General features: G+C 40.9%; 17 protein-coding genes and 1 tRNA gene. 5 read left to right on the forward strand and 13 right to left on the reverse strand.

Annotated features, from left to right (window positions below; all coding sequences use genetic code 11):
- Positions 1-14: 14 nt before the first annotated feature.
- From N7E81_RS00665 to N7E81_RS00685, 5 genes are all read right to left on the reverse strand, one after another.
- A complete protein-coding gene (locus N7E81_RS00665) occupies positions 15-1,394 on the reverse strand; it encodes a sensor histidine kinase (protein WP_263051353.1) in 1,380 nt (459 codons plus the stop codon).
- Positions 1,384-2,763: a sigma-54-dependent transcriptional regulator gene (locus N7E81_RS00670; protein WP_263051354.1), complete on the reverse strand. Its 1,380-nt coding sequence runs from the start codon at positions 2,761-2,763 to the stop codon at positions 1,384-1,386. The genes N7E81_RS00665 and N7E81_RS00670 overlap by 11 nt, the downstream gene beginning before the upstream one ends.
- 210 nt (positions 2,764-2,973) lie before the next feature.
- On the reverse strand, positions 2,974-3,375 hold the full coding sequence (locus N7E81_RS00675; protein ID WP_263051355.1) for a T9SS type A sorting domain-containing protein: 402 nt from the start codon (positions 3,373-3,375) through the stop codon (positions 2,974-2,976).
- Positions 3,376-3,471: 96 nt separating this feature from the next.
- Complete coding sequence (gene gcvP, locus N7E81_RS00680) at positions 3,472-6,372, reverse strand: aminomethyl-transferring glycine dehydrogenase (RefSeq protein WP_263051356.1); 2,901 nt, start codon at positions 6,370-6,372, stop codon at positions 3,472-3,474.
- A 361-nt stretch (positions 6,373-6,733) separates the two neighbouring features.
- Positions 6,734-8,014 (reverse strand): DEAD/DEAH box helicase, encoded by a 1,281-nt coding sequence (locus N7E81_RS00685; protein ID WP_263051357.1) that lies wholly within the window; start codon positions 8,012-8,014, stop codon positions 6,734-6,736.
- Between the two features lie 112 nt (positions 8,015-8,126).
- Between N7E81_RS00685 and N7E81_RS00690 the strand changes: the two genes are divergently transcribed.
- Both N7E81_RS00690 and N7E81_RS00695 read left to right on the forward strand, forming a co-directional pair.
- On the forward strand, positions 8,127-9,467 hold the full coding sequence (locus N7E81_RS00690; RefSeq protein ID WP_263051358.1) for a dihydroorotase: 1,341 nt from the start codon (positions 8,127-8,129) through the stop codon (positions 9,465-9,467).
- An 87-nt stretch (positions 9,468-9,554) separates the two neighbouring features.
- Positions 9,555-9,630: transfer RNA gene (locus N7E81_RS00695), tRNA-His, on the forward strand.
- 90 nt (positions 9,631-9,720) lie between these two features.
- On the opposite strand, the gene cdd is transcribed toward N7E81_RS00695, so the two are convergent.
- Positions 9,721-10,206 carry a cytidine deaminase gene (gene cdd, locus N7E81_RS00700; protein WP_263051359.1) on the reverse strand — a complete coding sequence of 162 codons (486 nt, stop codon included), beginning with the start codon at positions 10,204-10,206 and terminating at the stop codon, positions 9,721-9,723.
- Between the two features lie 170 nt (positions 10,207-10,376).
- Between cdd and N7E81_RS00705 the strand changes: the two genes are divergently transcribed.
- On the forward strand, positions 10,377-11,705 hold the full coding sequence (locus N7E81_RS00705) for a saccharopine dehydrogenase family protein (RefSeq protein ID WP_263051360.1): 1,329 nt from the start codon (positions 10,377-10,379) through the stop codon (positions 11,703-11,705).
- Positions 11,706-11,789: 84 nt separating this feature from the next.
- On the forward strand, positions 11,790-12,503 hold the full coding sequence (locus N7E81_RS00710; protein ID WP_263051361.1) for a YebC/PmpR family DNA-binding transcriptional regulator: 714 nt from the start codon (positions 11,790-11,792) through the stop codon (positions 12,501-12,503).
- 4 nt (positions 12,504-12,507) lie between these two features.
- On the opposite strand, the gene N7E81_RS00715 is transcribed toward N7E81_RS00710, so the two are convergent.
- The 7 genes from N7E81_RS00715 to N7E81_RS00745 form a co-directional block, all read right to left on the reverse strand.
- Positions 12,508-13,941 carry a sensor histidine kinase gene (locus tag N7E81_RS00715; protein ID WP_263051362.1) on the reverse strand — a complete coding sequence of 478 codons (1,434 nt, stop codon included), beginning with the start codon at positions 13,939-13,941 and terminating at the stop codon, positions 12,508-12,510.
- 119 nt (positions 13,942-14,060) lie between these two features.
- Positions 14,061-14,381 carry a DUF721 domain-containing protein gene (locus N7E81_RS00720; RefSeq protein WP_263051363.1) on the reverse strand — a complete coding sequence of 107 codons (321 nt, stop codon included), beginning with the start codon at positions 14,379-14,381 and terminating at the stop codon, positions 14,061-14,063.
- A gap of 2 nt (positions 14,382-14,383) precedes the next feature.
- Positions 14,384-15,220 (reverse strand): zinc-dependent peptidase, encoded by an 837-nt coding sequence (locus N7E81_RS00725; RefSeq protein WP_263051364.1) that lies wholly within the window; start codon positions 15,218-15,220, stop codon positions 14,384-14,386.
- Positions 15,221-15,238: 18 nt separating this feature from the next.
- Complete coding sequence (locus N7E81_RS00730) at positions 15,239-15,880, reverse strand: alpha/beta hydrolase (RefSeq protein WP_263051365.1); 642 nt, start codon at positions 15,878-15,880, stop codon at positions 15,239-15,241.
- Positions 15,877-16,545, reverse strand: coding sequence for a hypothetical protein (locus N7E81_RS00735; RefSeq protein ID WP_263051366.1), 669 nt, complete (start codon positions 16,543-16,545; stop codon positions 15,877-15,879). Before N7E81_RS00735 ends, N7E81_RS00730 begins: the two co-directional genes overlap by 4 nt.
- 160 nt (positions 16,546-16,705) lie before the next feature.
- Positions 16,706-18,253, reverse strand: coding sequence for a glycine--tRNA ligase (locus tag N7E81_RS00740; protein ID WP_263051367.1), 1,548 nt, complete (start codon positions 18,251-18,253; stop codon positions 16,706-16,708).
- A 141-nt stretch (positions 18,254-18,394) separates the two neighbouring features.
- The gene (locus N7E81_RS00745) at positions 18,395-19,147 is read right to left on the reverse strand and encodes a pirin family protein (protein WP_263051368.1); all 753 of its coding nucleotides are present in this window, start codon (positions 19,145-19,147) and stop codon (positions 18,395-18,397) included.
- 142 nt (positions 19,148-19,289) lie between these two features.
- On the opposite strand from N7E81_RS00745, the gene N7E81_RS00750 reads away from it, so the two are divergent.
- Positions 19,290-20,162 carry a diacylglycerol/lipid kinase family protein gene (locus N7E81_RS00750; protein ID WP_263051369.1) on the forward strand — a complete coding sequence of 291 codons (873 nt, stop codon included), beginning with the start codon at positions 19,290-19,292 and terminating at the stop codon, positions 20,160-20,162.
- Positions 20,163-20,205 lie beyond the last annotated feature (43 nt).

Consider the following 20,205-nt stretch of genomic DNA (forward strand, 5'->3'; position numbering starts at 1 on the left):
AGCAGGAAATTATTCTATCGGGGAAAAGAGAGCATAAACTCCGTACCTTCATTCACTACAGAATGTACCGAGATGTTGCCATTATGCTTTCGCATAATTTGTTTGGATAGACTCAAGCCTATCCCTGATCCTGTTTTTTTAGTTGTGAAAAAAGGAATAAAAACCTTCTTAAGAGCCTCTTCATCTATACCTGTTCCATTGTCGGCAATTTTGACTACTACTCGGTCATCGCTGGCTATAGCTGCGCAGATCGTTATTTCCTTAAGTTTGTTCATCTCTTCGTTTTCGCCCATGGCTTGAATGGCATTTTTAAGCAGATTGATCAATACTTGCTCTACCTGTTCTTTATCCACCCTGATAATCAATTGTTCTGGCTCCACATTCAAATTGATCTTGATGTCATTTTGTTCGATATCAAACCGCAGCAAACTCAATATCGGCCTGATCAAATCACAAATCAAAACATCTTCCAACTGGGGTATAGGAATCCGAGTCAAGTTTCTGAAATCACTTACAAATTTGATGAGTCCTTCACTCCGCTTGTGTATGGTATGCAGCGCCATGTGAAAATCCGCCAAATCCTCTTTGGAGATATTCTCCACCTTAAAATCTTCACGATTGATCTGTGACTCCAGCTCCGACTCTATGGTTGCCGCGAGCGACGAAATAGGTGTGACCGAATTCATGATTTCGTGTGTCAATACACGAATCAAATTTTGCCAGGCATCCATCTCTTTCTCTTCTAGTTCGCTCTTGATGTTTTGTATCGAAATCAGCTTAAACTCTTCATCTCTCCGCATCAACTCAATAGCATAAATAGCCAACTGAATCTCCTCTCCTTTTTTCTCTATTTTCAGCAAATCACGTCCGCCCGTTTTCAGTTCTAACAAACTATTCACCAATTCATGACTCACGTTTTTGAGCTGCTTCACATTTTTGATCAAATCTATCCCTAGCAACGACTTGGCCGTAGCGTTGATGATCTGAATTTCACCTGTTTTATCAAATGTAATAATGCCAATACCTACATGCTGCACAATCGTACGCAAGTACTGATGCTGCGCCTCTTTCTCTGCCCTTATTTCACGAAATTTTTTGATCACCTGATTAAATTGCAGATAGAGGTCGTCCATCGACGTTCCTGTTTTTTTAGTCGTATAGGTGTGGGTGAAGTCATCATATTTGATAGAATCCAGAAACCCAGCCAACTCACGATTGGTCTTATCCAGATACTTGATCAGCACATAGATCTCGTACGCCAATAGCCCACTTACCAATACTTTGGTCAACGTATACGAACCTGAATAAAACAAATCGACCAATATGATACAGGTACAAAAAATCAAGAGTACCCGTACAATCAGGTTAACTTTGAAGTTGCTACTATAAGCCATGCTTTTCTAATCGGCGATAAAGTGAAGCACGAGTAAGTCCCAATTCTTTGGCTGCTTTTGATATGTTTCCTTCGTGTCTATCTATGGCTTTTTTGATCACATTCTTTTCGACTTCATCCAGATTAAAAATATCTGTCTGATCCGCCGATTGTCCTTCTGGTTTGTAATTCAAAAAGAAGAAATCATCTGGCGTCAGCGAAGTCTCATCGCTCATAATGACTGCTCGTTCTATAGCATGCTGCAGCTCACGAATATTGCCTGGCCAGTGGTATTTTTGAAGCTTTTTCAAAGCTGCTGCACCTATTTTCTTTCCACTCTTTCTGTATTTCGAACTATACGTTTTTACGAAATGTTCTGCCAGCAAAGGAATATCTTCCAACCGCTCTCGCAAAGCTGGAAGGCGAATTTCCACGGTATTGATTCGATACAATAAATCCTGTCTAAAGGCATTGTCCTCCACCATATCATAGATCGGCATGTTGGTAGCACAAATCAGTCTGATGTCTATATTAGCCGCCTTATTGGCACCTATCTTAGTCACCTGACGATTCTGAATGACGGTAAGTAGCTTCGACTGCAAGGGCATGCTTAGGTTTCCAATTTCATCAAGAAACAAGGTGCCTTTATTGGCTACTTCGAATCGGCCAGTACGATCTTCTTTTGCATCAGTAAAAGCCCCCCTCTTATGCCCAAACAACTCGCTTTCGAAAAGCGTCTCTGTAATCGCCCCCATATCCACGCCTACAAATACGTTGTCTCTTCGCAAGGATTGCATATGAATTGCACGTGAGATCAACTCCTTCCCTGTTCCATTTTCTCCAAGTATCAATACATTCGCATCGGTTTGTGCTACTTTTTCTATTACTTTAAAAACATCTTTGATGGCTTTGCTTTCGCCAATTATTTCTTTGAAAGGTTGGTTAATTTCTTCTTCGAGTTGCTTTTTAGCAGATTTAAGCTGATCGACTTCCTTGTACGATTTTTTCAGCTTCACTGCAGTGTTTAGCGTAGCCAAGAGTTTTTCATTTTGCCAAGGTTTCAACACAAAGTCGGTAGCTCCTTCTTTCAATGCTCGCACGGCCATTTCCACGTCACCAAATGCGGTAATGAGAATTACAACGGCTTTCGGGTCTCTCTCCAATATTTGCTCCAACCAGTAGAACCCCTCTTTACCACTCGTAATGTCCTTACTGAAATTCATATCCAACAAAATCACATCGTAGGTATCGTTATTCATCAAGAAAGGAATCTTCTTGGGATTCTTTTCGATAATAACATTTTTGGCATGTTTTTTCAGCAGCATCTTAGCTGCAAACAGCACATCCTCATCGTCGTCTATGATTAGTATATTTCCTAGTTCTTTGTCCACGGTTTTTATCTTTTATGAATTTCCCTTATTCAGAATATGTGCCAAACACACAAAAGTCTCTTGGCGCTATTTAAAACACATATTAGCAGCCATTCATTTTTAAAAACCGCTCCATAATGAACAAAAGACTGTATCAATATCGGACACAATATAATCAAAAAAATAGACTGAAAAAGCAAGTAATGAATACTCAGGGAGGCGCTAAAAGGATTAAAGATTGATCTTTTTGGTCAGGTTCTCTTTTCCTGATTTGACTTTGATCACAAAAATCTTAGACTTAATTTCATCAAACTGATATTCCAACTCTGAGTTTTTGGATTGTTTTACACTCTCTTTGAGAATCAGATTCCCAATGACATCGTAGATTTTAATATCCAAATAGTCTGAGGGTTGGTTGATAAATTTCACTTTAAAAGAATGATCATCCACCACAGACAGCTCGTAATCTAGTGGCTTGACCACCAACTTGTTATTATAATTCAGAGTGTTTTCTTCTGGGCGGGAAAATGTCAATGCTGACTTCTCTTCGGTAGGAATAACAGCTTCCTGTGCCACAAGCATAGAATAGCTAATTATAACTAAGGCGCTAAAGAGAAGTAAAGGTTTTTTCATCGGCTCATTTTAGAAAGATTAAGCCAAAACCTTGCCAAGCAAGGAAGTGACTTAATCTTTTAATGATATAACTTAAATGCCAGTTGCCCAAGCACTTTAAGCTTCTACCACTTCTTCAAATTCTTCTACTGGAATACAGCTGCAAAACAAGTTTCTATCGCCATAAGCATTGTCTACTCTACCTACAGATGGCCAAAATTTATTGGCTCTCAAATAGTCTAAAGGATAAACGGCCTCTGATCTAGAGTAACCATGATTCCAGTCATCCACCAATACAGAATCTGCTGTATGTGGCGCATTTTTCAATACGTTATCTACTGGATCCATGTTGCCACTAGCTACCGCTTCCACTTCTTCTCGGATTTGCAACAACGCATCACAGAATCGGTCCAGCTCTTCCTTTGTTTCACTTTCCGTAGGCTCGATCATAAGTGTACCTGCTACAGGAAATGACACAGTAGGCGCATGGAATCCATAATCCATCAATCGTTTAGCAATATCTTCTACCTCTATACCAAACGCCTTGAATGCACGACAATCCACAATCATCTCGTGAGCACAACGTCCATTTATTCCTGTATATAATATGGGAAACTTAGTTTCTAGTCTAGTTTTGATATAATTGGCATTTAGGATTGCCATTTTAGTGGCGTTGAGCAAACCATCTGCACCCATCATGGCGATATAACCATATGAGATCGGCAACACCCCTGCGCTGCCAAAAGGAGCTGCAGAGATGGCTGTAATAGCCTTACCATTATTTATATCCACCAACGGGCTTCCAGGCAAATACGGAGCTAAGTGCTTTGCCACACCAATTGGCCCAATACCTGGCCCTCCACCTCCATGAGGAATAGCAAATGTCTTATGCAAATTAAGATGACAAACATCTGCTCCTATATGCCCAGGGCTAGTTAGTCCCACCTGTGCATTCATGTTAGCCCCATCCATATACACTTGTCCGCCATGTTCGTGTATGATTTCACATATTTCGATCACACTCTCCTCAAATACACCATGCGTAGATGGGTAAGTAATCATTAGTGAAGACAAGGTATCTTTATATTGTTCTGCTTTGGCTTTTAAGTCCGCTACGTCGATGTTTCCTTTTTCATCGCATTTCACTATCACCACCTTGTTGCCAGCCATTACTGCACTGGCAGGGTTAGTACCATGAGCCGACGAAGGGATCAAAGTTACATCTCTGTGACCTTCACCTTTGTCTTCCAAATAGGCTTTGATCACCAACAATCCTGCATACTCTCCTTGCGCACCTGAGTTGGGTTGCAAAGAAGTAGTATAGAATCCTGTGATTTCTGACAACCACTCAGTAAGATTAGATATCATCACTCTATATCCATCCGTTTGATCTACAGGCGCAAAAGGGTGCATTTGTGCAAATTCAGGCCAAGTGATTGGAATCATTTCCGAAGTTGCATTCAGCTTCATAGTACATGATCCCAATGAAATCATCGAATGTGCCAGCGACAAATCTTTGTTTTCTAACCTCTTTAAGTATCTGAGCATTTCATGCTCAGACTGATACTTTTGGTATACTGGGTGTTCTAGGAATTTTGAAGTACGATCAAAATCTCCATTGAATGTGATTTTCACCTGGTTAGCCGCTTCGATCACAGCCGAACGATCAATGGTCTTTGCTCCAATTTTACTAAAAATAGCTACCACTTCTTCCAATTCGGTCACCGTATGTGTTTCGTCGAAAGCAATGCCTATAGCGTCTTCTGCGTAATAATTGAAATTTATTCCTTTTGCTTCCGATTCTTCTCTTATTTGCTGCTTGAGCGCATCGTCAGCTTTTATTTTTAAAGTATCAAAATACACTTCATTTTCCTGCACAAAGCCTATTTCGGTTAGATACTTACTAGCCAATTGCGCCAATCCATGAATTCTAGATGCAATTCTTTTCAAACCTTTAGGGCCATGATAGACGGCATAAGCACCAGCAATCACACCCAGCAACACCTGCGCTGTACAAATATTAGATGTCGCTTTTTCTCTTCTGATATGCTGTTCACGAGTTTGCAACGCCATACGATAAGCTTTGTTGCCATGGCTATCTTGTGACACACCAATAATTCTACCTGGTATTTGCCTTTTAAATTCGTCTTTGGTAGCGAAGAATCCTGCATGTGGCCCACCAAAACCCATCGGAACACCAAAACGCTGGGTAGTACCCACGACTACGTCCGCACCCATTTCTCCAGGAGGAGTCAACAGCACCATACTCATCAGATCCGTAGCTACTGTAATAAATACTTGATTGTCCTGTGCTGTAGCAAACAATGTCCGGTAATCCTCTACACTACCTTCAGCATTCGGATACTGCACCATCAGTCCATAGTATTCTGAAGATGAGATATCTACTTCCTCATATTTACCAATTTCCAACTCAATACCTAATGGCAGTGCTCTGGTTTTCAACACATCAAGTGTTTGGGGAAAAATACGTTCATCTACAAAATACTTTACAGATGTTTTCTTCTCTTTTTTTCTTAACGCAAACAGCATGGTCATGGCTTCTGCTGCTGCAGTTGCTTCGTCGAGCAACGACGCATTGGCGATCTCCATACCCGTCAGATCCGAAACCATCGTTTGAAAGTTCACGAGTGCTTCTAATCGTCCTTGTGCTATTTCGGCTTGATAGGGAGTATAAGCAGTATACCACCCTGGATTTTCCAATATATTTCTTTGAATTACTGCTGGTGTTACACAGTTGTAATACCCTAACCCTATAAATGATTTGAAAACTTTGTTCTTTGACGCAATCTCCTTGATGGATCTTACATAACTAAACTCATCCAATGCTTCTGGAATATTGAGCGCTTCTCTCTTTCTGATATTTTCAGGTACTGTTTGATCGATCAATTCATCTACAGTATCAACACCAACGGTGTCCAACATCTGTGAAATATCATCATTGGATGGCCCATTGTGTCTATGCTGAAAATGGGTGCGTTCGTTAAGATTTGCTATCATTTTGGATTCGGGGTTTACAGCTTTTCAAACAAATAATTTTCCCTTTGAAAATTTGCGCAAAGCTAATCTGAATTCACCAAAAAAATACGAACGTATTGCCTTAAAATGATACTTTATTGATAGAGAAATGTATTGTGAGGAAGCTGAAATTGAAGGGAGAGGAATCGATACTTGTGGGATTAGGTACCTTTGTACCTATTCCCCACAAGATCTTTTCAACCAGCTATGGAAAGAAAGACTTTATAATCCATCTTTCTGTAGCAATTATAACTGCTTTCTTTTTTCTGGTAAATTATATTCTATGAATCAAAATATTTTTTCGACGAATCTCTCAATTTCATAGACGAATGAAAAAAACAACTTATCTCCTCTTTTTTGTAACCTTGATATTCTTTCCTTTTTTATCATGAAAAGCGCCTTTGTAATCTGGATCTAGTTTCTTTTTACGATAATCTATTTCCCTTAATTGTTCTTGTTGCTCAATAAATGGCGTCTTTTCTACTTCTACTTCTACAGGGATGGATAGCTCTTTAATTTTTTTATCAATTAACTTCTCTATCTGCTTGATATGATAAGCCTCCGCTTGATTGGCAAATGTGATCGCTATACCTGTTTGCTCAGCCCGTCCCGTGCGACCTATCCGATGTACATAATCCTCATAAATCAGAGGCACATCAAAATTAATCACATGAGACACCATACTTACATCCAAACCACGTGCAGCCACATCTGTAGCTACCAACACTTTTATTTCGCCATTTTTAAAGGCATCGATGGAATTGAGCCTGGTATTCTGCGCCTTATTCCCATGGATTACTTTCACAGATTTAGTCACTTTGCGCTCGATATACTTGTAAATATTGTCCGCATTCGCCTTCGTCTTTACAAAAATGATGATTCTACTCATTTCCTCTTGCTCCAAGAGATAACCAAGCATGTTGATCTTCGTCTTAAAATTAGGCACAAAATACAAGGACTGTGCAATCGTATCTACGGTAGAGGACTGCGGAGTCACTTCGACCTTTTCGGGAAACTCTAAAAACTCAGCAGAAAGATTTTCTACAATAGCAGACATCGTTGCCGAAAACAAGAGATTCTGGCGTTTGACAGGGATAACCTCAAGTAACTGACGAATCTGTGGCATAAACCCCATGTCCATCATTTTATCTGCTTCATCAATCACCAGTGTTTTAATTTGCTTAGTACCAAAAGCCCCCTTACGATACAAATCCATCAGTCTACCTGGCGTCGCCACCAGTATATCTACACCCTCCTTCAGTTTTTCTTCTTGGACTTTCATACCCGTACCTCCGTATACTGCAGTATATCTCAAATCTACATAAGTCGTGTATTTCTTAATATTCTCATTGATCTGAATAGCCAACTCTCTAGTAGGTGCCAATATCAGCGCTCGTGGATCGTTACCTTGTGCATATTTCAGTTTCATTAGCAAGGGCAATACAAAAGCGGCCGTCTTACCCGTACCAGTCTGGGCTATGCCCATCACATCGTGGCCTGCCAGCACGAGTGGAATAGCCTTCTGCTGTATAGGAGTAGGTGAGAGATAGCCAGCGTCAGTAATTGCACTGAGCACCTGTTTATTAAACTTAAAATCTGAGAAATTTTTGATGTTATTCGCCATGGATAGCAATTAGATGCCGGAGCCAATTAATTTTGTATTGCAATTTATCAAGTTTCAAGCGAATCCTTGCGACAATTGCACAAATCAGATTTTTACTTAATCAAATCCTACGATGGCCAAGTACACACTCATCAAAAACGCCAAAATTGTAAACGAAGGCACCATGCTCGCGCATGACGTACTAATCAAAGATCAACGCATTGAAAAAATAGGCTATGACCTCTCTCACAGTACGGCAGAAATAGTAGATGCTAACGGCAAGTTTTTGCTTCCAGGCCTCATAGATGACCAAGTACACTTCAGAGAACCAGGCCTAACACATAAGGCAGACATTTTCACAGAAAGCAGAGCTGCAGTAGCTGGAGGTATCACTTCATTCATGGAAATGCCCAATACTGTACCTAATACGCTAACCCAAGAATTGCTTCAAGACAAATACGATATCGCTGCTCAATCTTCGTTAGCCAACTATTCATTTTTCATGGGGGCATCCAACGACAATATTGATGAAGTAATGAAAACCAATCGCCAAAATGTCTGCGGCATCAAAGTGTTTATGGGATCATCTACAGGCAATATGCTGGTAGACGACGAGAAAACACTAACTGAATTATTTTCTAGAGCAGAAATGATTATAGCTGCACATTGTGAAGACGAAGGAACCATCCGAAGAAACACCACACTATTCAAAGAACGCTACGAAGGCAAGATTCCATTCACAGCTCACCCGTTGATTCGAAGTGAAGAAGCTTGCTACCTATCGTCTTCGAAAGCCGTAGCCTTGGCCAAAGCCAACAACACCAAATTTCACGTCTTGCACATCTCTACAGGAAAAGAAACGGAGCTATTCGACAATGCTATCCCCCTCAAAGACAAACTGGTAACTTCCGAAGCCTGCATCCATCACATGTGGTTTTCAGACGAAGACTACCTCACCAAAGGCGGCCTGATCAAATGGAACCCTGCGGTAAAAACTGCTTTCGATAGAGACACCATCTTTCAGGCCATGTTGGACGACAAAATAGATGTGATTGCTACCGATCATGCACCACACACTGCCCAAGAAAAAAATAACGACTACTTGAACTGCCCATCGGGAGGGCCGCTGGTACAGCATGCCCTACCTGCTATGCTTGAGCACTACCTCAATGGAAAAATTTCAATCGAACGCGTAGTGGAAAAAATGTGTCACAACCCTGCCATTTTATTCGAAGTCAAAGACAGAGGTTATATTAGAGAAGGCTATTATGCAGACTTGGTACTAGTAGACACGGCAGATCTCTGGCGAGTAGAGAAAAACAATGTGCTTTCTAAATGTGGGTGGAGCCCATTCGAAGGTCAATCATTCCGAAGTAAAATCACTCATACTTTTGTGTCTGGACATATGGCTTATGCCAATGGTACATTCAATGAAGGTGCGAATGGAGATCGATTAACTTTTAATAGAAAATAAATTCAAGATTAGATTTGGAAATTTATAATACAAATTTCTACATTTGCACTCCTTTTTAAGGGGTCGACCATCAGGGTTGATTAAAATGGTGATTGTAGTTCAGTTGGTTAGAACGCCTGGTTGTGGTCCAGGAGGTCGCCGGTTCGAGTCCGGTCTTTCACCCAAAAAGCCTTACAGTAATGTGAGGCTTTTTTTGTGCCTTCGATTATCAAAAACCAACTTAAAAAGCCCTACTCTTTTCGAAGGTTATATTTCAACCCTTCAAACTTTTCGAGTCAAACCCAAAAGGCAATAAATCCCCTACTGTGGTCTTTAATATTTCATTGCTAGGACAGACAAATAGCAATTGAATTGGTTTGTCTTGTTTGCTTTCGTATTCCATCATGGCCTGCCGGCAATTACCACAGGAAGAGGCCATTACATAGTCCGCTGCATCTTTAGGCCTAGCTGCGATAGCAACCATTTTCACTTCTTTACGAGGGTGATTAGCCCCTGCACTGAAGATAGCTACACGCTCTGCACAAAGTCCTGAAGGGTAGGCTGCATTCTCTTGATTGCTACCCTTCACTACTGTATCATCCGCTAATAGCACAGCTGCTCCCACATAAAAATTAGAGTATGGCGCATAAGCCTGAGTCACAGCCTGCTGAGCCTCCAAAACCAGCGACTGCTCTACTATGCTCAGTTCATCAAAATCACACAAGTCGGCTTCAATATGCAGAGTCAATTTCTTAGCCATAACAGAAAATCTAGGTTTAAATACATTAAAGCAACAGGATCAATTTAATACTTATTTTTTTAATCAAATGTTTTGTTAGTAGCCCTGAAAATAGGATAATTTGCCCTTCTATAAAGTCGACCAACAACCTAAAAACAACACAAACACCCAAAAAAAACAATACACTTATCATGAAAAAAGTACTTGTACTTGGCGCAGGCAGATCGTCTTCTACGTTGATAGAGTTCCTACTAGATCATGCAGAAACAAACGACTGGCAAGTAGTAGTGGGAGACCTAGACGAATCACTCGCCAAAGAAAAAATAAATAAAAACCCGAGAGGGGAAGCTATAATTTTCGACATCTTCAATGAAGATCACAAACAAAAACTCAAATCAGATTTTGACTTGGTGATATCTATGATGCCAGCATCTTTTCATATACATGTAGCTAAAATCTGTGCTATTCATGGCATCAATATGCTGACCGCCTCCTACCTCACAGACGAAATCAAAGCACTCAACGACGAATTCAGGAAAAACAACGCTGGTCTAATTATGGAAATGGGTCTTGACCCAGGGATCGATCACATGTCGGCCATGAAAGTACTCGATCGTATCCGAGAAGCAGGACATAAACTTCGTGCCTTCGAGACTTTTACTGGTGGGCTATTGGCACCAAGCCATGACGACAACCCTTGGAAATACAAGTTTACGTGGAACCCTAGAAATGTAGTACTTGCTGGTCAAGGTTATACCAAATTTATCCAAGAAGGCAGATACAAATACATCCCATATCAAAAGCTATTCAGACGAACTGAGGTGATACATATCCCCGAATACGGCTACTTCGAAGGCTACGCTAACCGTGATTCGCTCAAATACCTAGATGCCTATAAACTACAGGGCATCAAAACTCTATATAGAGGCACCCTAAGACAACCTGGTTACTGCAAGGCTTGGGACGTTTTTGTACAACTGGGAGCTACCGACGACACCTACGAGCTACAAGATGTTGCCCACTTGACTCATAGACAATTCATCAACTCCTTTCTTTCATTCAACCCCGATGATTCCATTGAATTGAAATTAGCTCACTACCTGAAGCTGGATTTGGATTCAGAGGAAATGTACAAACTTAAATGGCTGGGCATGTTTGAAGAAGAGCTGATAGGACTAGACAAAGGAACTCCTGCCCAAATATTAGAACACATTCTAAAAAAGAAATGGACAATCCGACCAGATGAGAAAGACATGATTGTAATGTGGCACAAATTTGAATACTTCGAGGGAGAAGAATTAAAGCAAATTCAGTCTTACATGGCGATAGAAGGTCAAAATGCCGTACATACCGCCATGTCTAAAACAGTAGGGCTACCGCTAGCCGTCTCTGCTCAGTTGATCTTACAAGGCAAAATGAATCCTAAAGGGGTCCATATCCCCACGGATAGAGACATCTACGCTCCTGTACTCAGCGAATTAGAATCTCACGGCATCACGTTCAAAGAATGTGAGATGTAAAGGAGACAAAAAGTGATTACTCAAAGGCCTTGTTTTCGAATAAGGCCTTTTTATATATTTGCGGTCTGTAAATAAAATAATAAAATGGGAAGAGCATTTGAATTTAGAAAAGCACGGAAATTGAAACGCTGGGGCGCCATGTCCCGAACGTTCACCAGAATTGGAAAGGACATAGTAATCGCCGTAAAGGCAGGAGGACCTGATCCAGACACCAACTCCAGACTACGTGCCGTGATGCAAAATGCCAAGGCAGCCAACATGCCTAAGGACAACATTGAGCGCGCCATCAAAAGAGCGACCGACAAGGCTCTAGGCGACTACAAAGAAACTTTGTTTGAAGGCTATGCCCCACATGGTATTGCTGTATTGGTAGAAACAGCTACAGACAACAACAACCGTACGGTAGCCAACGTACGAAGCTATTTCAACAAGTGCGATGGAAACCTCGGCACCTCAGGATCTGTAGAATTCATGTTTGAGCACCAGTGCAACTTTCGTTTAAATAACGAAACTCTAGACCTAGATGCCGAAGAGCTCGAATTGGAACTGATCGACTTTGGAGCTGAAGAGGTATTCGATGATGAAGATGGCATGATGGTCTATGGAGGGTTCGCAAACTTTGGTGCGTTGCAGAAATACTTCGAGGAAAACAATATTGAAATTTTATCTTCTGGGTTTGAAAGAATCCCTACTACTACTAAAGAGCTAACCGAAGCGCAACAAGAAGATGTAAATAAACTACTAGAAAAGCTAGAAGAGGATGACGACGTTCAAAACGTCTTTCACACCATGGCTTAATGCATTAACAACTGGGGAAGGTAAACTCAAATGTACTGCCTTTGCCTTCCTCACTTGTTATTTTTAGTTCTCCCCCATTTAGTTTGATAAACTCCTTAGTAAGCACCAATCCAAAACCTGTTCCTTTCTCTTTTCTAGTACCCGAGGTAGAGGTCACCACATCTGAATTCATAATCGTCTCGATTTGTTGCTGCGACATCCCTACACCACTATCCTTTACCTGTATAATCACTTGATCTCCCTGCCGACTGGCACGAAAACAGATTTCTCCTCCTTCTTTTGTGAATTTAATGGCATTGTTAAACAAATTAGCCATGATACTGGTTACTGTCCTTTTATCTACCAAGACCATAACATCCTCCTCTATCTTGACCTTCACATATAGTTTTTTAAGTTCTGCATTGATAAGGTAAGGCTCTAAACTGGCCTCAACCAAATACTTAAGATCCTGCTGCTCTATATCCAAAAGAATATCTCCTCTCTGTGCCAGTGCCCAATTGAGTAAGTTATCGAGCAAACGATACACACTCGCAGAAGAGTCCGACAGCAAATGCAAGGCCTTACTTTGATCTTGTATATCTCCTTTTTGCTTTTTTAGCAACCTAGCCAATTGGTTGATATTGGAAATAGGTCCTCTCAAATCGTGCGCGATGATAGAAAAGAATTTATCTCTGGCCTCTAAAGCCTTTTTGAGTGCCAACTCAGAAGTTTTGAGCGCAGTGATATCTCTCGTGAAACAGGCTACTCCTACAATTTGCCCTTCTACACGCACAGGATTATAAGAAATCTCAGTATATACTGGTGTTTCCTCAAAATTGAATGTCTCTACTATTTCAAATTTTTCTCCTGCCAAGGTTCTATCATACCGCTCTTTCCAAGACAACTTATGCGGTTCAGGCAAGTAATTAATCAATACATCTCCCAACTGCAAGTCACTAGAAAAAACACGATCAAACCCCTTTTTAAAAGCCGCATTCATCGTAACCAATTCGTATCGATCGTTGACTGACCAGATACTATCTGTGGTGTTTTCGATTTGTGCGTTTAGGTTGGCCTCACTTTGTTTGAGTTTGATTTCCGATCGTTTGATCTGTGTAATATCCTTGGAACAACAAGCCACACTCCTGACTTCATTGTTTTCTATAATAGGACTGAATGTGATCTCTACATACTCTGCAATTCCTTTGATATGGAAATGATCTATTAGCGAGTACTTTTTTCCTGCCAAAGCCTTACGATAGCGCTTCTCCCAAGTAGAAAAAACGGGTTCTGGTACATTGTACAAAACATGCATCCCAATTTCCAACGAATGCCCAAAAGCCAAGAGATAATCCTGGCTCATATTATGATTCACATACGTGCAAATCAAATTTTGATCATAAGACCAGAGTCGATCATTGGTATGTTCGAGTTGTGCTATTAAGTCTTTTTGCTTCATTGACTTTATATTCTGTACAGAATATAAACATTTTTATTGTAGAATCTAAGTAGTTCAAACATTCACGTGAAGCACAAGAAAATATTAATAAGAAACGGGAATCGCCCGTTTACCCTACCTTATACAAACAATACATCTTTGACCACTGGCTTACCAAACTCAGCTTCTAGCAACTGAAGCACTTTGAATCTTGAATTGTTAAGTTCATGCTTGAGTGGTGCTGAGTTCATAGTCACAATAAGAATATTGTTCCGCACCTCCAACTTCGCTGTTCGATTGGCAACTGCCTTGCCCATGATCTTATTCCAAGTAGAAACGAGCGTAGTCTGGTCAAACTTCTTGGTGAGGTTATAAGATTTGAGCATGGCATCTATCACATCCTTGACCGTAGCAGTGTCTTGATTTCTAATACTAGCAGCATGTGGTTTTCTTTTAGCCATTCTCAAATAGAGTTTAACGGATCCTGCTTCAAAAGTAGCACTAAGATCGCATAGAGATTGGGCATGTGACTTTTAAATTTTTCGGGGCGTTCGAAAAAATTCTCCACCGCCACGGAGAAAAACTCCTCTGGGTCTGTACCAGCATATTCACGAAACAACCGACTCTTCCCATGGGCAATATTAATCATCTCTTGATCCGCCAATATTTGCCAACGCGCTAACAGATCTGGGTCTAGAAAATCATATTCTCCATTCCAGATTAGGTTTTCTAATCTCAGCGCATGTGCCATTTCGTGCAGCCCCACATTCCTACCATCTGACTGATCGAAATACCCTTCTACAAAAGCCTTCCAGGACAATACAATGGCTCTATATCGAGGGTTGACTTCCCCCTTATGATAGGTCTTGTTGATAGTAGAATAATAATTGTCAGGATAAATCAAAATCCGTTTGAAATGACTTAAGAAAACCTTAGGAAATCCAAAAGTGAGCTGCACTGCACAAGCCGAAATGAGCACTTTCATCTCTTCAGTAACCCCTGGCATTTGCCTGGGTATAAATTCTTTCACCACAATGAAAGATTTTACTTTTTGTTCAAATCGCTTTTGTTTATTAGCCGAAAGGCTATTGTAAAAAGGGAAGTGTTTTTTTAGTATCTCCTTTCTTTTGGAAGATAGCGGCTGAGAAAAACCTGGCACTCGAAACCCCATGTTGATACGCCCAGTTATGGCTGCTAAAACAATCACGGCCACACTCAAAAATGCCATCACTACTACATCCATAAAACTATTGGCGGGTGGGTCTGCTTGCAGCAGAAGAGCAAAGCTAGATTCGGTCATTCGACAAAAATATGATTTTTATTTAGACAATATTTCGTCGACAATGACTGAAATCTGCTGTGTGTTCTCCACTATAGCAAAATGCCCAGCACCGTTCACATCGATAGCTTCTACCCCTTTGGGAGCAGGCAATAGCCAGTCCTTAGTGGCTTGTATTCTTACAAGTTGAGCGGGTAGCCATTCGTTGTCCCAAGTAAGTACCTTGTCTATCGAAAGTTTGGTAAACAACCGATCCGACTTCTTGGCAATGGCTGTCACCATCTTTTTGCCCAATTCCGATTTGATTCTAAAGTACCAAATCAGCCATTGAGGGTTTGATCCAAACATAAATGTAGGCACTAGCTTATTTATACGTGTTTGGGCAATCAATCGAATCCAAAGAGGCAGTTCACTTCTTCTTGCAAGTGAGGTTACTAAAATGGTCTTTTCTGGCTGAATATATTTATTCATCTCTATGGCTAACATCCCTCCAAATGAAACACCTAGTAGAACAAACGGTTCTGAAGTGTCCACCTGATCACACAGTCGCTTGGCATAGGCATTCATGCTTTCCCACTTATAAGAAGCAATCCACTGCACACAGACTTTAGGGTGCTGAATAGTCAGCATATCAAATACACTGGCATCTGCTCCCAATCCACTCAAACAATAAACTTTCATCCTTTAGATATACGGATTTGTTGATCAATGATTTGACCATGGCACAGTTTTTTCCAAAATTTTTCGTTGAGATATTCTTCTTGAATGAAATGAGCCAATGCTTCAAAATCTGAAAGATCACCTGTGAGCATGGCTAGTGTTATTTTTTCTTTTATCGTTGTTTTAAAAGATTGAATATCTGGTGTAATCCAACCAGAACTATCTCCTGATATTTTGAATTTGCAATAATAATAGGCGCTTAAACCATGTTCGTTGATTTCAGGGATCATCAATACATATTCTCTATTCAAATTAAGAATAAGCTGATCCATATCCTTGCCTGCCAAGTCGTACAACACTAGTGATTTTAGCGTAATTTGGACATGAGCTGCTTTTAGTTGTTTCCAATGAACCAATAGTTTATGAGTATCTCCATCGGCCATACAATGCCGTACCAGATCAACAACAGATACTTTCGGATCGATTTGTTTGAATTGGACACAAGCGCTTAGAAATTCTTCTTCCAAATCGAAGAACTTGGTCAGTGCTTGCGCTTCCGCGAATGAAACCGACAGTCCACTACGCTTAGCCTGGCGCCAAGCCACAAAAATAGCCCCTAACGATGCTCCCAAAAGTGCCAACCCAAACAGTGCCGCTGCGGCCAACACAATAAAGAAAATATCCATTCAGAAAAGATAGAGAAGAATGGGTAAGTACCAAAACAAGTACAACAAAACACTTGCATGAGACGGACATTGACATATCAAGCATATAACAAAAAAAGCTGTTTCAAAAGCTACTAGAAGTGCTAGCTTTTAAAACAGCTTTTTTAAAATTTAAGGACGATTATAATGTTCTCAATAGCTTTTTCAAATCCACAGCGTTTTCGATCTCAGACACCACTTCGGTCACCGAGACCCTGCGTTGTTCCATGCTATCGCGCTCACGGATAGTAACCATACCATCTTCTAGCGTCTGGTGATCTACCGTAATGCAGTAAGGCGTACCAATAGCATCCTGACGTCTATACCTTCTACCGATTGCATCTTTCACATCCATTTGCACATTGACCGAATATTTCAATTCGTCCATGATTTCACGCGCCTTTTCTGGCAAGCCATCTTTATTGATCAATGGCAATACGGCTGCCTTCACAGGCGCCAACACAGGAGGAATACGTAGTACTACTCGGCTACTTCCATCCTCCAAAGTTTCTTCTGTATATGCACTAGACAATACTGCAAGAAACATTCGGTCTAACCCGATAGATGTTTCTACTACATATGGTACATATGATTTTTCTTCTTCAGAATCAAAAAACTGCAACTTTTTACCACTAAACTCTTCGTGTGCTTTCAGGTCAAAATCTGTACGAGAGTGAATGCCTTCCAATTCCTTGAATCCCATCGGGAAGTTGAACTCGATGTCGCAAGCCGCATTCGCATAATGCGCCAAATTCAAGTGATCATGAAATCGGTAATTGTCCTCTCCCAATCCTAACGACTTATGCCATTTGATTCGCTTATTTTTCCAGTTTTCATACCATTCCATTTCTGTGCCTGGCTTAATGAAAAACTGCATTTCCATCTGCTCAAATTCTCTCATTCTAAAAATGAACTGACGAGCGATAATTTCATTTCTAAAGGCCTTTCCTGTTTGAGCAATACCAAATGGCAATTTCATACGCCCAGTTTTCTGCACGTTGAGGTAGTTGACAAAGATCCCTTGGGCAGTCTCTGGTCTAAGATAGATTTTGCTGGCGCCTTCAGTCACTGCGCCAAGCTCTGTCGAAAACATGAGGTTGAACTGTTTTACCTCAGTCCAGTTTTTAGACCCGCTCACTGGATCTGCTATACCCAACTCCTCGATCAATAATTTAAGATCTTCGAAATTTTCTTCTTCGATGTCCTTTTTGAATCGAGCGTTGATCTCGTCTATTTTTTTCTGATTGTCGAGCACTCTGCCATTGGTAGACAGAAACTCTGCTTTGTTGAAGTCATCACCAAAACGCTTTTCGGCTTTGGCTACTTCTTTATCGATCTTGGCTTCAATCTTGGCTACATGCTCTTCGATCAATACATCGGCTCTGTATCTCTTTTTAGAATCTTTGTTATCGATCATCGGATCATTGAATGCATCCACATGACCTGAGGCCTTCCAAGTCGTAGGGTGCATGAAAATCGAGGCATCTATACCCACGATATTTTCATTCATTTGCACCATGGCTTTCCACCAGTAGTTGCGAATGTTTTGCTTCAGCTCTACACCGTACTGACCATAGTCGTAAGTGGCACTGAGGCCGTCGTATATTTCACTAGAAGGGAATACATAGCCGTACTCTTTGGAGTGCGCTATGATCTTTTTCAATAGATTCTGATCGTCATTTTTTGCCATAGCCGCAAAGATATACGAATCAGCGATTTAGCGAACGGTAGGGCAATCAAAGTTTAAAATAATGGTATTCTTGACTGATAAAAGATCATAAAAAAGACGTCTCATAAAACTAGTTATGAAACGCCCACTGTTTTTCGAATCCTAAATCTGCTGCCCTTCTACATAAGTACGATAAGGCACCTCCGCTGGTGAGCCTATCACAAATAGTCTACCCTGAGAGGTGAAATCTATTGACAAATGACTTTCTCCTTTGAGAAGCATAAAATCGTGAGGTGCTAACGCCCCTTGTGCTGACTTACCTTCACCTTCAAGCACATATACACTATATATCCTATCTGCATCCAATTCCAGTTCCCACATACCCGTGATGTTCGTAATGTCGGTGATTTCTATCCCTACGCTGTCAATCAGCATAGGGGAGCCTTCGCCGATGATGGTCTTGGCGGTACCGTTTACCAACTGCCTCACAGGAAAATCAGCAGATTTGACATCCGTATAAGAGGCTTCCTTTTTAAGTGCCTTGGCCAGGTCTGGATCGAACCAAATCTGAAAAAAATCCCCACCAGGCAATACTTTCTCTGCATGCGAAATACCATTACCTGCTCTGATTACTTGTGCATCACCTGTATCTAGTGGCAGCCATCGATCATACTTAGTATCATAATGCGACAACTGCCCTCCAATCACGTAAGACATAATTTCAAACCCCTGATGTGGGTGCGTATCTATCAAACCTCCCGTGTCAGACCAAGCATGCGCCCAATAAAACAAATTGGACAAGGACTGTACTCCACCCTTTTCGTGAGGAAAGCCAATGGGCTTATTTTCTCTTATTCTGCCAAAATCAAATGCTCCTTGAGCTTGATGATGTTTGCTTACTATCTCTACACTCATGATGACACAAACGTAATCATTTATATGTTGTTACATATATTGTAATTACGAATTATTTAATTTTAAATATCCTTGTTTTATTTTCCCTCTACTTATCATTGCATCTCAATCAGGTTTGTTCAAAAATACGCCATTCTAAAGCATGACCAAACAACGCATACGATTCGTCATTAATCCTATATCGGGCACAGGTCGCGTCATCAAGTGGAGTGCTCTCATTCAGCAATACCTAGACTCAAAACAGTTTGATTATGAGATAAAGTACACTTCCGCTCAAGGAGATGCTACTACCTTGGCCATAGAAGCAGCCAACCAAAATATCGACATCGTATGTGCGGTAGGCGGAGATGGCACCATCAACGAGGTGGCCCAAGGACTTGTAAATACTACTACTTCGCTAGCTATCCTTCCTCGCGGATCAGGCAATGGCCTCGCTCGGCATTTCACCATCCCCACCAAGCCAACTCAAGCGATCCTACAGTTGAACCAAGGCAAAGTTCATCACATGGATGCAGGTCTGATAAATGACAAACTTTTTCTGTGCGTAGCGGGCATTGGATTTGATGCGACAGTAGCTCATGCTTTCGATGCTTTCGGCAAACGAGGACTTTTGTCTTATGCATGGTTATCGTTGAAAGCATTTCTCTCCTACAAACCGTACACCTATAATATTCGCATGGACCAACAGTCGATCAGGACAAAGGCTTTCTTACTCACATTTGCTAATGCTTCTCAGTTTGGAAACAATGCGTATATCGCTCCTGAAGCACATACTAACGATGGCTTGCTAAACCTCACAGTGATCAAGCCGTTTCCGCTATGGGCAACATTAGGTTTGCTAATCAAAACTTTCAACAAGAAACTTCACCTATCCAAATATTGCGAGTCGTATACTTTCAACACACTGACTCTACAATCGGACAATCCTCAAACCCACATAGATGGCGAACCGCTACTACAAACCGAAGAACTCCAAGTTCAAGTCCAACCGAATTGCCTCAAAATTTTTTATTAATCAAATTTTTATCTGCTTTAGGATATATTTGTTGAGGACGCTA

The organism is Reichenbachiella carrageenanivorans, from assembly GCF_025639805.1.
Lineage (GTDB): Bacteria > Bacteroidota > Bacteroidia > Cytophagales > Cyclobacteriaceae > Reichenbachiella > Reichenbachiella carrageenanivorans.

What these genes read in the sequence shown, in the direction of transcription:
- N7E81_RS00685 (WP_263051357.1), bottom strand. Translation starts at nt 8,014, where the DNA reads ATGGCGAATAACATCAAAAATTTCTCAGATTTTAAGTTTAATAAACAG.
- N7E81_RS00745 (WP_263051368.1), bottom strand. Translation starts at nt 19,147, where the DNA reads ATGAGTGTAGAGATAGTAAGCAAACATCATCAAGCTCAAGGAGCATTT.
- N7E81_RS00750 (WP_263051369.1), top strand. Translation starts at nt 19,290, where the DNA reads ATGACCAAACAACGCATACGATTCGTCATTAATCCTATATCGGGCACA.
- N7E81_RS00665 (WP_263051353.1), bottom strand. Translation starts at nt 1,394, where the DNA reads ATGGCTTATAGTAGCAACTTCAAAGTTAACCTGATTGTACGGGTACTC.
- N7E81_RS00705 (WP_263051360.1), top strand. Translation starts at nt 10,377, where the DNA reads ATGAAAAAAGTACTTGTACTTGGCGCAGGCAGATCGTCTTCTACGTTG.
- N7E81_RS00715 (WP_263051362.1), bottom strand. Translation starts at nt 13,941, where the DNA reads ATGAAGCAAAAAGACTTAATAGCACAACTCGAACATACCAATGATCGA.
- N7E81_RS00710 (WP_263051361.1), top strand. Translation starts at nt 11,790, where the DNA reads ATGGGAAGAGCATTTGAATTTAGAAAAGCACGGAAATTGAAACGCTGG.
- N7E81_RS00720 (WP_263051363.1), bottom strand. Translation starts at nt 14,381, where the DNA reads ATGGCTAAAAGAAAACCACATGCTGCTAGTATTAGAAATCAAGACACT.
- N7E81_RS00730 (WP_263051365.1), bottom strand. Translation starts at nt 15,880, where the DNA reads ATGAAAGTTTATTGTTTGAGTGGATTGGGAGCAGATGCCAGTGTATTT.
- N7E81_RS00725 (WP_263051364.1), bottom strand. Translation starts at nt 15,220, where the DNA reads ATGACCGAATCTAGCTTTGCTCTTCTGCTGCAAGCAGACCCACCCGCC.
- N7E81_RS00740 (WP_263051367.1), bottom strand. Translation starts at nt 18,253, where the DNA reads ATGGCAAAAAATGACGATCAGAATCTATTGAAAAAGATCATAGCGCAC.
- N7E81_RS00735 (WP_263051366.1), bottom strand. Translation starts at nt 16,545, where the DNA reads ATGGATATTTTCTTTATTGTGTTGGCCGCAGCGGCACTGTTTGGGTTG.
- cdd (WP_263051359.1), bottom strand. Translation starts at nt 10,206, where the DNA reads ATGGCTAAGAAATTGACTCTGCATATTGAAGCCGACTTGTGTGATTTT.
- N7E81_RS00690 (WP_263051358.1), top strand. Translation starts at nt 8,127, where the DNA reads ATGGCCAAGTACACACTCATCAAAAACGCCAAAATTGTAAACGAAGGC.
- N7E81_RS00675 (WP_263051355.1), bottom strand. Translation starts at nt 3,375, where the DNA reads ATGAAAAAACCTTTACTTCTCTTTAGCGCCTTAGTTATAATTAGCTAT.
- gcvP (WP_263051356.1), bottom strand. Translation starts at nt 6,372, where the DNA reads ATGATAGCAAATCTTAACGAACGCACCCATTTTCAGCATAGACACAAT.